12 protein-coding genes are annotated in these 13,026 nt (G+C 72.3%); 11 read left to right on the top strand and 1 reads right to left on the bottom strand.

Features of this window, described 5'->3' with window-relative positions; genetic code table 11:
• Positions 1-194: 194 nt before the first annotated feature.
• Positions 195-1,082 (bottom strand): non-homologous end-joining DNA ligase, encoded by an 888-nt coding sequence (gene ligD / locus RLT57_RS30160; RefSeq protein WP_311300424.1) that lies wholly within the window; start codon positions 1,080-1,082, stop codon positions 195-197.
• Positions 1,083-1,120: 38 nt separating this feature from the next.
• Here ligD and RLT57_RS30155 point away from each other — a divergent pair, with 38 nt between their 5' ends.
• The 11 genes from RLT57_RS30155 (at position 1,121) to RLT57_RS30105 (ending at position 12,960) form a co-directional block, all read left to right on the top strand.
• Positions 1,121-2,197 (top strand): Ku protein, encoded by a 1,077-nt coding sequence (locus RLT57_RS30155; protein ID WP_311300423.1) that lies wholly within the window; start codon positions 1,121-1,123, stop codon positions 2,195-2,197.
• Between the two features lie 552 nt (positions 2,198-2,749).
• Complete coding sequence (locus RLT57_RS30150; RefSeq protein WP_311300422.1) at positions 2,750-3,763, top strand: amino acid ABC transporter permease; 1,014 nt, start codon at positions 2,750-2,752, stop codon at positions 3,761-3,763.
• Positions 3,760-4,563, top strand: a complete 804-nt coding sequence (locus RLT57_RS30145; protein WP_311300421.1) for an amino acid ABC transporter ATP-binding protein — start codon at positions 3,760-3,762, stop codon at positions 4,561-4,563. The genes RLT57_RS30150 and RLT57_RS30145 overlap by 4 nt, the downstream gene beginning before the upstream one ends.
• A gap of 62 nt (positions 4,564-4,625) precedes the next feature.
• Complete coding sequence (locus tag RLT57_RS30140) at positions 4,626-5,633, top strand: transporter substrate-binding domain-containing protein (RefSeq protein WP_311300420.1); 1,008 nt, start codon at positions 4,626-4,628, stop codon at positions 5,631-5,633.
• A gap of 12 nt (positions 5,634-5,645) precedes the next feature.
• A complete protein-coding gene (locus tag RLT57_RS30135; protein WP_311300419.1) occupies positions 5,646-6,743 on the top strand; it encodes an FAD-dependent oxidoreductase in 1,098 nt (365 codons plus the stop codon).
• 79 nt (positions 6,744-6,822) lie between these two features.
• Positions 6,823-7,575 (top strand): GNAT family N-acetyltransferase, encoded by a 753-nt coding sequence (locus tag RLT57_RS30130; RefSeq protein WP_311300418.1) that lies wholly within the window; start codon positions 6,823-6,825, stop codon positions 7,573-7,575.
• 114 nt (positions 7,576-7,689) lie between these two features.
• Positions 7,690-7,857: a putative leader peptide gene (locus tag RLT57_RS30125; protein ID WP_311300417.1), complete on the top strand. Its 168-nt coding sequence runs from the start codon at positions 7,690-7,692 to the stop codon at positions 7,855-7,857.
• Positions 7,858-8,032: 175 nt separating this feature from the next.
• Positions 8,033-9,256: an LLM class flavin-dependent oxidoreductase gene (locus RLT57_RS30120; RefSeq protein WP_311300416.1), complete on the top strand. Its 1,224-nt coding sequence runs from the start codon at positions 8,033-8,035 to the stop codon at positions 9,254-9,256.
• 22 nt (positions 9,257-9,278) lie between these two features.
• Positions 9,279-10,658, top strand: a complete 1,380-nt coding sequence (locus RLT57_RS30115; RefSeq protein WP_311300415.1) for an NtaA/DmoA family FMN-dependent monooxygenase — start codon at positions 9,279-9,281, stop codon at positions 10,656-10,658.
• On the top strand, positions 10,655-11,773 hold the full coding sequence (locus RLT57_RS30110; RefSeq protein WP_311300414.1) for an LLM class flavin-dependent oxidoreductase: 1,119 nt from the start codon (positions 10,655-10,657) through the stop codon (positions 11,771-11,773). The genes RLT57_RS30115 and RLT57_RS30110 overlap by 4 nt, the downstream gene beginning before the upstream one ends.
• The gene (locus tag RLT57_RS30105) at positions 11,770-12,960 is read left to right on the top strand and encodes an LLM class flavin-dependent oxidoreductase (RefSeq protein WP_311300413.1); all 1,191 of its coding nucleotides are present in this window, start codon (positions 11,770-11,772) and stop codon (positions 12,958-12,960) included. Before RLT57_RS30110 ends, RLT57_RS30105 begins: the two co-directional genes overlap by 4 nt.
• Positions 12,961-13,026 lie beyond the last annotated feature (66 nt).

The following is a 13,026-nucleotide window of genomic DNA, read 5'->3' as shown; positions in this document are numbered from 1 at the left end:
GAGCGATGACTCGAACACGCCGGTGAACTCCGGCACCTGTAGGAAACCGCCCGTCCGCAGGTGTATTGACGCCCGTTGACGCTTCCCTGGCGGCCGTGGCGGCGACGTTGACGCGGCCTTGACGAGGGCGGCGTTCCCGGCGGGCGCGAGGGGCGGTGACGGGTCCGGTCCCGGCCGGACCGGCCGGCGGCCGGTCAGTCGGGCAGGGTCCCCGCCCGCTCGGGGTCGAGCAGTCCGGCGAGCAGGTCCCCGTGCTCCGCGATCCGGGCCGGCACCTCGCCGATGGTCAGCGCCAGCTCCCGCGGGTCGCGGGCGGCCGCCACCTCCTCCCAGGACAGCGGCGCGGACACGGTCGGCGCCGGCTGCGCCCGTACGGTGTAGGGCGCGGCGGTCGTCTTGCGCTCGGAGTTCTGCGACCAGTCGATGAAGACGCGGCCCACCCGGTCCGCCTTGGCCATCGTCGCCACCACGCCGGCCGGGTGGCCGGCCTGAAGCTCCCCGGCGACCCGCCGGGCGTAGGCGCTGGCGGTCCGGGGGCTCGCGCCGCGTACCGCGGCCAGCAGGTGCAGTCCCTTGGCGCCGCTGGTCTTGGCCCACGCCTGCAGACCGTCCTCGGCGAGCCGGTCGCGCAGCAGCAGCGCGACCCGGCAGGCGTCGACCACCGTGCGGCCCTCGCCGGGGTCGAGGTCCAGCACCAGCCGGTCGGCGTGCTCGGGGCGCCCGGCCGGCCACTGGTGGACGTGGATCTCCACACAGGCGAGGTTGGCGGCCCAGACCAGGGTCGACAGGTCGTCGACCAGTACCTGGTCCATCAGCTCACCGCTGTGCCGGACCGTCTCCGCGACGGTCACCCAGTCGGGCGTACCGGCCGGCGGCCGTTTCTGGAAGAAGCGCTGCCCCTCCACTCCGTCGGGAGTGCGGACGAAGCTGGCCGCCCGGCCCCTGATGTGCGGCAGCAGGGTCGCGGCGACGGTCGCGTAGTAGTGCAGCAGCTCGCCCTTGGTGGTGCCGGTACGCGGCCACAGCACGCGGTCGAGGTTGCTGAGCGTCAGTCGGCGGCCCTCGACCTCGGTGATCGGCATACGATAAAACTCCCATAATCTGACAAAGAGGACACGTCATGCGCAGCGTCTGGTCGGGGAACCTGGCCTTCGGCCTGGTCTCCATCCCGGTGAAGCTCGGGGCCGCGGCGTCGAGCCACCGGATCGGCTTCCGGCAGGTCCACCTGGCCGACCAGGGCCGGGTCCGCTACCAGAAGACCTGCGAACTGGACGGGCAGGTGCTCTCCACCGCCGAAATCGGCCGCGCCTACGAGACCCCGGACCGGCTGGTCGAGGTGACCGACGCCGACCTCCAGGCACTGCCGCTGCCCACCGCCAGGACCATCGAGGTCACCGGCTTCCTCGACATGGCGTCCGTCGACGCCGTCCAGCTCGACACGCCCTATTTCGTGGCCCCCGGCTCCCCCGCGGCCAACAAGCCGTACGTACTGATGCGCGAGGCGCTGGCCCGGTCGGGGAAGGCGGCGGTCGGCAAGTTCGCCATGCGCAACTCCGAGCACCTGGCGCTGATCCTGGCGCGCGAGGACGTCCTGGTCCTGCAGACGCTGCGCTGGCCGGACGAGCTGAACTCCCCCGCGGAGGCGGCCCCCCGGGGCAGCGTCAAGATCACCGACTCCGAGCTGCGGCTGGCCGACACCCTGATCGAGGCGCTCGGCGAGGCCGATCTGAGCGAGTACCACGACGACTACGCGCAGGCGGTGGAGGCACTGGTCACCGCGAAGCTGGAGGGCACGGAGCCGCCCTCGGCCGGCCCGGAGAGCGGCGGCAAGGTCGTCGACCTGATGGCGGCACTCCAGGCGTCGGTGGACCGGGCGCGCGGCGGCGAGGAGGCGGCGGACGCCACGGTGCACGAACTGGCGCCGCCCTCGCGCGAGAAGGCCCCGGCACGGAAGAAGAGGGCCGCCGGGAAGGCCGCGGGATCCGCGTCCGGCGGGGCGGACGCCGCCGGCTCGGGCGCGGGCACCGGCGGGCCGGGCGGCTCGGGCTCGGGCGGCTCCGGGTCCGCGGCCTCGAAGAAAGCCGCGGGCAAGAAGACCACCGCCAAGAAGACCACCGCCAGGAAGGCGCCGGCCAAGAAGACACCGGCGAAGAAGACACCGGCGAAGAAGGCCGCGTCACAGCGCCGCACCGGATGACGTTCCGGTACCGACCGGCGGACCGCCGTCGCCGCACCGGCCCCACCCGGCACACGCCGCGAAGCCGATTCTGAACGCAGTGTAAAACCACGGGCCACTGGTTCCGGCAAAATCAGGCCATAGGGCGATATTCCGCCAAAGGCCCCGTTGACACGTCCGGGCGGCGCTGCCTACGTTACGCGGCGAGGCCGGAGCAGCTGCGGCCGTCGACGTAGGCGGGCCCCCGCGGGGGCAGAGTGAGCGAGGGTGACGGGATGTATTCAGGACCCGGTATGGCAGCGTGGCGGCGCCACGGCCGTGCCTCGGCGTTCCTGGCCCGGTACATCGACCTGCTCCGCGTCAACAGCGCCCTCTGTAAGGGCTGAACGCCCCGGGCCGACGGCCCGCTGACATCCGCTCCGTCGATGTGAGCCCAGCGCGACCCTTTTTCTCCCCGCCCGTCCCGCTCCCGGCGCACCTGCCGGAAGCGGTGCACCGCACCCTCCCCTGCCCTCCCAGCAAGGCCACGTCTTCCGCCGGCGGTACGGCCTTGCCCCGCGCTGGAGTTCTCCGATGAGCGAACCGCCCCCTCCTGCCTCCGTGGCAGCCTCCTCCCCACCCGGGGACACCGTCGTGGACCAGTCGACTCCCCCCGGGGAAAAGGAACCCGACAGACTGTCGGCCCAGCGGGTGATCCCGCTGCGGCATCCCTGGCGCTGGGTGCTGACCGTCGTCGTACTGGTGGTGGTCGCCCAGATCATCCACGGCCTGGCCACCAACCCGTTCTACCAGTGGGGCCGCTTCCGCTACTGGTTCCTGCGCCCGATCATCCTCGACGGCCTGGTGATCACCCTCAAAGTCGCCGCGTGGAGCGCCCTGTTGGGGCTGCTGGGCGGGATCGCGCTGGCGCTCGGCCGGCTGTCGCGCAGCCCGGTGCTGCGCGCGGTCTCCTGGGTCTACATTTGGCTGTTCCGCTCGGTACCGCTGATCGTGGTGCTGCTGTTCCTCTACAACTTCAGCGCCCTGTATGCCACGTTGAGCCTGGGCGTGCCGTTCGGCCCCGGCTTCGTGCACTTCGACGAGTCCCGGCTGGCCACCGACATCGTGGTGGCGACCGTCGGCATCAGCCTCAACGAGGCCGCCTACGCCGCCGAGGTGGTACGGGCCGGAGTACTCTCGGTCGACCAGGGACAGCACGAGGCCGCGGCGGCGCTCGGTCTGCCGCGCGGCTACCAGTTCACCCGGATCGTCTTCCCGCAGGCGCTGCGGGCGATCGTGCCGGCGTATGTGAACCAGCTGATCGGCCTGGTCAAGGGCACCTCGCTGGTCTTCTACGTCTCCCTGCTCGACCTGTTCGGCCGGGTGCAGACGCTCGGCAGCACCTACCCCAGCGACATCGTGCCGCTGCTGCTGGTGGCCACCGTCTGGTACGTGATCCTGACCAGCGTCATCTCGGTGATCCAGTTCTACGTGGAGCGCTACTTCTCCCGTGGCGCGCTGCGCACCGTACCGCCCACGCCCCTGCAGAAGCTGCGCACCGCGGTGGAAAACCTCCGGGCGCGGATCGAGATCGGATCGATCGGATGAGCGGCTCCACGAAGCGCGCCGTGGTGGACGCGCGGCCCGACGCGGTCGCGGTGACCGTGCACAACGCCCACAAGTGGTACGGCACCCAGCAGGTGCTGGCGGGTATCGACCTGACCGTACCGGCCGGGGAGGTCACCGCTATCCTCGGCCCGTCCGGCTCCGGGAAGTCCACCCTGCTGCGGGTCATCAACCACCTGGAGAAGCTCGACATCGGCCATGTCAGTGTCGGCGACGAGCCGATCGGGGTCCGGCACCACCGCGGCCGGCTCAAGGAGCTGAGCGAGCGGGCGATCCTCGCCCAGCGCAGCCGGATCGGCTTCGTCTTCCAGAACTTCAACCTCTTCCCGCACCTGACCGTGCTCGACAACGTGGCCGCCGCCCCGGTGGCGACCCGCCGCAAGAGCAAGGCCGGAGCACAGGAGCAGGCCCGCACGCTGCTGGAGCGGGTGGGGCTGGCCGACAAGGCCGGCGCCTACCCGCGGCAGCTGTCCGGCGGGCAGCAGCAGCGGGTCGCCATCGCCCGCGCACTGGCCCTGGAGCCCGGGGTCATCCTCTTCGACGAGCCGACCTCGGCACTGGACCCGGAACTCGTCGGCGAGGTGCTGGCCGTCATCAAGGACCTGGCGACCAGCGGTACCACCCTCATCGTCGTCACCCACGAGATCGCCTTCGCCCGCGAGGTCGCCGACACCGCCGTCTTCCTCGACGGCGGGAAGGTGGTCGAGCAGGGAGCGCCCGGTCAGGTGCTCACCGATCCGAGCCATCCGCGTACCCGCGAATTCCTCAGCCGCGTGCTGTGACCCAGCCACGCCGTCCGACCCGCTCATTCCCGCCTTACCCTAACCACCCGAGGATCACCACCATGCCCCGTTTCCGTTCCAGACTCGTCCTCAGCGTCGCCGCCGTCACCACCCTGTCCCTGGGCCTGGCCGCCTGCGGCAGCGACGACGGTTCGTCGTCGGCCGGCGCCGAGTCCAAGGGCACCGTCGTGGTCGGTGCCGTCTCCAACGGTGCCGCGAAGCAGACCGAGATCAAGGTGTCCCAGGTGGACAGCATCCGCGCCGAGCTGCCCAAGGACGTCCTCGACAGCAAGCAGCTGGTGATTGGCCTCGGCCTGCTGCCGGCCGGCTCGGCCCCGCTCGGCTACCTCGGCAGCGACCAGAAGACCCTCACCGGCTCCGAGCCCGACCTCGGCCGGCTGATCGCCGCCGTCCTCGGTCTGAAGCCGGTCCTGGACAACGCGACCTGGGACAACCTCTTCGTCGGCATCGACAGCGGCAAGACCGACGTCGGCTTCTCCAACATCACCGACACCGAGCAGCGCAAGGAGAAGTACGACTTCGCCAGCTACCGGCAGGACAACCTGGGTCTTGAGGTCCGCAAGGCCGAGACCTGGAACTTCACCGGCGACTACCACGTCCTGGCGGGCAAGACGGTGGCGGTGGGCTCGGGCACCAACCAGGAGAAGATCCTGCTGAAGTGGCAGAGCCAGCTGCAGGCCGAGGGCAAGAAGCTCACGGTCAAGTACTTCCAGGACGCCAACAGCACCTACCTGGCACTGAACTCGAACAAGATCGACGCCTACTTCGCGCCGAACCCGAGCATCTCCTACCACGTGACCAAGACCGCGGGCAGCCCGCTGGCCACCCGCGACGCCGGCACCTACTCCGGCGCCGGCTCCCAGCTCCAGGGGCTGATCTGCGCCACCGTCAAGAAGGACAACGGGCTGGTCAAGCCGCTCGCGGACGCGCTCAACTACCTGATCAAGAACGGCCAGTACAAGGAGTGGCTGGCCGCCTGGAACCTCAGCAACGAGGCAGTGCCCACCTCGGAGATCAACCCTCCCGGCCTGCCTGTCACCAACTCCTGAAAGGCTGAGGCCGTGGCACGCCGAGTAGTGGTCGTCGGTGGCGGGGTGATGGGGTCGTCCGCGGCCTGGCATCTCGCCGCCCGCGGCGCGGACGTCACCCTTTTCGAGCAGTTCGCACCCGGTCACGACCGGGGAAGTTCGCACGGCAGCTCCCGGATCTTCCGGCTGGCCTACGCCGATCCCTTCTACGTAGGTCTGGCCGTCCGGGCACTGCCGCTGTGGCGGCGGCTGGAGGAGGAGTCCGACACCGGCGTGCTGACGCTGACCGGGGCCGTCGACCACGGCCCCGGGCCGGCCACCGGGGCGCTGGCCGACGCGCTGACGGCGGCCGGCCGGCCGGTCGAGCGCGTGACGCCGGAACAGGCGGCCGACCGCTGGCCGGGGCTGCGGGTGGACAGCACCGCGGTGTTCCACCCGGAGGCCGGCCGGCTGCACGCCGACGACGCGGTCATCGCGTTCCAGCGGGCCGCCGAGCGGCGCGGGGCGGTGGTCCGGCACGGCGTCCGGGTGAGCGGGATCACGCTCCGCGGCGCCGGGGCCGAGGTGGTCACCGCCGACGGGGAGGCGGTCGGCGCGGACTCCGTGGTGGTCGCCGTCGGCGGCTGGGCGCCGGTGGCGCTGGCCGCGCTGGTCGCCGGGGTGCCGGCGCTGCGGGTCACCCTGGAGCAGCCCGCGCACTTCCCGGCCGCCGACCCGCTGTCCTGGCCGTCCTTCATCCACCACGGCGGGGCCGGCATCGAACCCGTCGACGGCATCTACGGGCTGGGCAGCGACGACGGCGTGAAGGCGGGCTTCCACGGCATCGGGCGGGTCATCGACCCCGACCACGACGACCGGACCCCGGACCCGGCGACCATCCGGGCGCTCCAGGACTACGCCGAACGGTGGCTGCCGGGAGTGGACGCCGACAAGCCGTCGGTGGTCACCTGCCTGTACACGACGACCCCCGATCACGACTTCGTGATCGACCGCAGCGGACCCGTCACCGTGCTCGCGGGATTTTCCGGGCACGGTTTCAAGTTCGCATCAGTGATAGGAGAGCTCGCCGCCGATCTGGTGGAGGGCAGGCCCGGTGCGGACCGGTTCGCGCTCGGTCGGCCGACCGCCTGACCGGCAGGCGGCACCGGAGCGCGAAGAGAACCACGAGCGCGACCGCACGAGTACGCAAGAAACGGAGAGACAGCCGACCATGTCGACCAGCCTTCAGCCCCCGCCCGAGCAGGTGCCGCCGAACGACGCCGAGGCGGCCGCGCTCTCCGTCCTGGACAACCCCGCCTGGGCCGCGCTGACCGGGGCGCACCGGCCGCTGGCCGAGATCGTCGGCTCGGCCGCCCGCTACCAGACGGACGTCTCACCCTTCGTCGCCATCGCCGACCACCGCGACCCCGCCGCCTGGACCGATCTGGCCACCCTGGTCGGTCCCGGCAACTCCTTCGCGCTGGCCGGGGTGCCGGCGCTGCCCGAGGGCTGGGCCACCGGCCAGACCGGGCAGGGGGTCCAGCTGGTCGCCACCTCGCTGCGGACCGAGGCCGACCCGGAGGCGGTGCGGCTGAGCCCGGCGGACGTCCCCGAGATGCTGGACCTGGTGGACCGCGCCAAGCCGGGCCCGTTCCTGCCGCGCACCATCGAGCTGGGCGCGTACTACGGCATCCGCCGGGACGGCAGGCTGGTCGCGCTGGCCGGGGAGCGGCTGCACCCGCCGGGCTGGACCGAGATCAGCGCGGTCTGCACCGACGAGGAGCACCGCGGCCAGGGTCTGGCCACCCGGCTGGTCCGGCATGTCGCGGCGGGCATCGAGGCGCGCGGCGACCGCCCGTTCCTGCACGCGGCGGCGGTGAACACCGGTGCCATCCGGCTCTACGAGTCGCTCGGCTTCACCCTGCGCCGCAACGTCCTCTTCCATTTCCTGCGGGTCCCCGACGACGCCCCCACGGCCGGCTGAGCCGCCGGCCGGGCGGCCGACTCCCCAGGTCGCGGGGCGGACGGGGATTGCGCACGGTGGCGCGGGCGGGTTAGCGTCAATGGACCTTCGGGTCCGAACAGGGGGGTGAGGGCAGTGCGGGCACAGCATGAGCGGGCCGTCCACGGCGTCCCCTCGCCCATGACCGGTTCCTTCCACCCCGCCGTCGTGCGCGTCCTGGTCTCCCGCGGTCCGCGGGTGCGCCTCTACGGACGCCAGCACATCGATCTGCTGCGAGTGGCCGGCGCGCTCTGTTGTCGCTGATCCACCCCCACCGCGACACGACCGCACACCTCCGTCACCACCGTTGAGCTACGCCTGCCCGCGCCGGATTCCCTGACAGGGCCGCGCACGGGTCCGCTGAGGATCGGCGCCAGGTACGCACGGGGTCCGGCACGGTCACGTCCGCCCCTCGGCCGATCAAGAAAGGCAACCCCGCATGTCCGCAACCCCGCCGCCCCCGCTGCACCTGGCCGTGGCCCTGCAGGACGCCGGCTGGCACCCCGCCGCCTGGCGCGAGCCCGGCGCCCGGCCCCTGGAACTGTTCGACGCCCGCTACTGGGTGGACGCCGTCCAGGAGGCCGAGCGCGGTCTGCTGGACTTCGTGACCTTCGAGGACTCCCTCGCCCTCCAGTCCGCCGACCTGTTCGAGCCCGACGACCGCACCGACCAGGTGCGCGGCCGGCTCGACGCGGTGCTCGTCGCGGCCCGGGTGGCGCCGCTGACCCAGTGGATCGGGCTGGTCCCGACGCTGGTCACCACCCACACCGAGCCGTTCCACCTGTCCAAGGCGATAGCGACCCTGGACTACGTGAGCACCGGACGCGCCGGGCTGCGGGTGCAGCTCGCCGCGCAGGCCCATGTGGCCGCGCACTTCGGCCGCCGGGTGCTGCCGCCGCTGACCACGGCCGCCTTCGGCCCGTCCGCGCCGGACTCGGTCCGGGAGCTGATCGCGGACCTGTTCGACGAGGCCAACGACTACGTGGAGGTCGTCCGGCGGCTGTGGGACAGCTGGGAGGACGACGCGGAGATCCGGGACGTCGCCACCGGCCGGTTCATCGACCGCGCCAAGCTGCACTACATCGACTTCGAAGGCCGCCACTTCAGCGTCAAGGGCCCCTCGATCACCCCCCGGCCGCCCCAGGGCCAGCCGCTGGTGACCGCGCTCGCCCACACCACGCTGCCGTACCGGCTGGTGGCACGCTCCACCGACGTGGGCTTCGTCACCCCGCGCGACGCCGGGCAGGCCGCCGCCATCGTCGCCGAGATCCGTGCCGAGCAGGAGGCCGCCGGCCGGGCCGGCGAGCAGCTGCACGTCTTCGGCGACGTGGTGGTCTTCCTGGACGACGACGAGAGCGCGGCGCACGACCGCCGCAGCCGGCTCGACGCGCTGCTCGACCAGCCGTACACCAGCGACACCCTGATCTTCGCCGGCACCCCGGCCCAGCTCGCCGACCTCCTCCAGGAGTTCCAGCGCGAGGGACTGACCGGCTTCCGGCTGCGGCCGGCCGACGCCGACCACGACCTGCGGGCGATCACCCGCGGCCTGGTGCCCGAGCTCCAGGCGCGCGACGCGTTCCGCCGCTCGTACGAGGCCGGCACCCTGCGCGGCCTGCTCGGACTGCCCAGGCCCGCCAACCGCTACGCGACCGCGAGCGTCTGAGCCGGAGGGACCGTACACCGCAATGAGCAAGCCCGTTAAGCAGATCCACCTCGCGGCCCACTTCCCCGGCGTCAACAACACCACGGTGTGGAGCGACCCGGCCGCCGGCAGCCACATCGAGTTCAGCTCCTTCACCCACTTCGCCCGTACCGCCGAGCGGGCCAGGTTCGACTTCCTGTTCCTGGCCGAGGGCCTGCGGCTGCGCGAGCAGGCCGGCGAGATCTACGACCTGGACGTGGTCGGACGCCCCGACACCTTCACCGTCCTCGCCGCGCTCGCCGCCGTCACCGACCGCATCGGACTCACCGGCACCATCAACTCCACCTTCAACGAGCCCTACGAGGTGGCCCGCCAGTTCGCCTCCCTGGACCACCTGTCGGCCGGACGCGCCGCCTGGAACGTCGTCACCTCCTGGGACGCCTTCACCGGCGAGAACTTCCGCCGCGGCGGCTTCCTCGCCCAGGACGACCGCTACTCGCGGGCGCAGCGGTTCCTGGAGACCACCGGCGAGCTGTTCGACTCCTGGCGCGGTGACGAGATCATCGCCGACAAGGAGTCCGGCCGGTTCCTGGCCGATCCGTCGGCCGGCGGCTTCCGGCACAAGGACGAGCACTTCGACATCGCCGGCCGGTTCAACGTGCCGCGCAGCCCGCAGGGCCGCCCGGTGGTCTTCCAGGCCGGCGACTCCGACCAGGGCCGCGAGTTCGCGGCGGCCTCCGCCGACGCGATCTTCAGCCGGCACGCCGAGCTGGAGGCCGGAAAGGCGTTCTACGCCGACGTCAAGGGCCGGCTGGCGAAGTACGGCCGCACCCACGACGAGCTGCTGATCCTGCCCGCCGCCACCTTCGTCCTCGGCGACACCGACGCCGAGGCGCGGGAGAAGGCCGACGAGGTGCGGCGCGGCCAGGTCAGCGGGCAGACCGCGATCAAGCTGCTGGAGCAGGTATGGAACCGGGACCTGTCGGCGTACGACCCGGAGGGCCCGCTGCCGGACGTCGACCCCGACCCCGGCGAGCACACCCTGGCCCGCGGCCGGGCCAGCGTCCGGATGGTCCGCGACCCGCTGGCGGTCGCCCGGGAGTACCGGGAGCTGGCCGAGGCGGAGGGGCTGTCGATCCGGGACCTGATCATCAGGACCAGTGCCCGGCAGACCTTCGTCGGGTCCGCCAGGACCGTCGCCGACACCATCGACTCCTTCGTGCAGGCCGACGCCTCCGACGGTTTCATCCTGGTGCCGCACATCACCCCCGGCGGGTTGGACGAGTTCGCCGACACGGTGGTGCCGCTGCTCCAGGAGCGCGGCGTCTTCCGGCAGGAGTACACCGGCACCACCCTGCGCGACCACCTGGGCCTGCCGGCCACCCGTCCGGCCGAAGGCGGGGAGCGGGGGGCCGCCTCGTGAAGTTCCTGGCCATCACGCTGATCGTGCACTCCCCGGATCCGGTGACCGGTGAGAAGAAGTCCACCGGGGCGCGGTTCCGGGAGGTACTCGACAACGCGGTGCTGGCCGAGGAGCTCGGTTTCGACGGGTTCGGGGTCGGCGAGCGGCACGAGCGGCCGTTCATCTCCTCCTCGCCGCCCGTGGTGCTCAGCCATGTCGCGGCGCTGACCTCGCGGATCCGGCTGTTCACCGCGGTGACGACGCTGAGCCTGCTCGACCCGGTACGGGCCTTCGAGGACTACGCCACGCTGGACCACCTCTCGCAGGGCCGTCTCGACCTGATCATCGGCAAGGGCAACGGCTCCGCACAGCGCGACCTGTTCAACGTCACCGCCGAGGACCAGTGGGACCGCAACGCCGAGAGCTACGAGCTGTTCCGGCGGATCTGGCGGCAGGACAAGGTCACCGCGAGCGCCCGCTTCCGCCCGGAGCTGAAGGACGCCGAGGTGTGGCCCAGGCCGCTCCAGCAGCCGATCCGGGTCTGGCACGGCAGCGCCACCAGCCGGGAGTCGGTGGACCTGGCGGCCCGTTACGGCGACCCGCTGTTCTCCGCCAACGTCACCAACCCGATCGGGCCGTACGCCGAGCTGGTCCGCTACTACCGGCAGCGGTGGGAGCACTACGGCCACGACCCGGCGCTGGCCACCGTCGGCGCGGGCACCGCGGGCTACTACGCGGCCCCCACCTCGCAGCAGGCGATCGCCGCCTACCGGCCGGTGTTCGAGGGGCAGCTGGCCTTCCAGCGGCAGCTCGGCCTCGAACCGGTCTTCCCCACCCTGGAGGACTACGTCGAGCGCAGCTCCGCGCTGATCGGCAGCCCGCAGCAGGTGATCGAGAAAGTGCACCGCTACCACGAGGAGTTCGGGCACAGTGTGCTCCACCTGCACGCCGACGCCGGCGGACTGACCGACGCCCAGCACCGCGCGTCGTTGGAGCTGTTCCAGTCCGCCGTCGCGCCGGTGCTCCGCAAGGAGATCCCCGACCCGCCGTGGCCGTGGGGTCCGACCCACCTCACCGAGCCGGTGCCCGTCACCGGCGCCGCACCCACCACCACCCAGGAAGGCGGCCCCGCATGAGCGTGCCCGCAGCTTCGGGCTCCCCGGCCGTACCGCTGTCGATCCTCGACCTGTCACCGATCCCGTCCGGCAGCACGCCCGCGCAGGCACTGCGCAACACCGTCGACCTGGCCCAGCGGGCCGAGGCCGCCGGGTACGCGCGCTACTGGCTGGCCGAGCACCACCTGGCGACCGGTGTGGCGGGCATCTCGCCCGCGCTGGTGATCCAGCTGGTCGCGGCGGCCACCGAGCGGATCCGGGTGGGCGCCGGCGCGGTACAGCTCGGGCACCGCACGGCGCTGTCGGTGGTGGAGGAGTTCGGCCTGCTGGACGCGCTGTACCCGGGGCGGATCGACCTGGGCCTGGGCCGCTCCGGCTTCCGGCGGCCCAAGCCGAAGGCGGCCTCCGGCGGCGACGCCGACGCGGCACCGGCGGCGGCGCCCGCACCCGCGCCGAAGAAGGAGGCGCACACCACGCCCGAGGGGCTGCTGATCCCGGCGCCCTTCGACATCAGCTCGCTGATCGGGTCGCCGCTGCTGACCCGCTACGTCCAGCTGGTGCAGTTCCCCGGCTCGGAACCGGCCGACTACCGCGAGCAGGTGGAACTGATCCAGGCGATGATCCGCGGTGACGCCCGCACCCCGGAGGGCCTGGAGGCGCACGCGCTGCCCGGCGAGGGCGCCGACCTCCAGCTGTGGATCCTCGGCAGCAGCGGCGGGGTCAGCGCCGAAACGGCGGGCTCCCTCGGGCTGCCCTTCGGCGCGAACTACCACGTCAGCCCGGCCGCGATCCTGGAGGCGGTGGAGGCGTACCGGAAGGCGTTCGTACCGTCGCGGACACTGGCCAGGCCGCATGTGCTGGTCTCCGCCGACGTGGTGGTGGCCGAGGACGACGCGACCGCCCGGCACCTGGCCTCCCCGTACGGGCTGTGGGTGCACAGCATCCGCAGCGGTGCGGGCGCCATCCCCTTCCCGACCCCGGAGGAGGCCGCCGCGCACGTGTGGACCGACCAGGAGCGCGGGCTGGTCGAGGACCGGATACAGACCCAGTTCGCGGGCTCGCCGCAGACCGTGGTGGAGAGGCTGCGGGTGCTCCAGCAGGCTACCGGCGCGGACGAGCTGCTGGTCACCACGATCACCCACGACCACCAGGACCGGGTGCGGTCCCTGGAACTGCTCGCCGCGGCGTGGCAGGAGCAGAGCGCCTGACCCCGGCGCCCCGGCCCGCGTCGAGCCGCCCGTACCCGCCGCGGGCGCGGCGGGTACGGGCGGCTC

It is taken from the genome of Streptomyces sp. ITFR-21, assembly GCF_031844685.1.
GTDB lineage: Bacteria > Actinomycetota > Actinomycetes > Streptomycetales > Streptomycetaceae > Actinacidiphila.
This window is presented reverse-complemented; position numbering and strand designations above follow the sequence as displayed.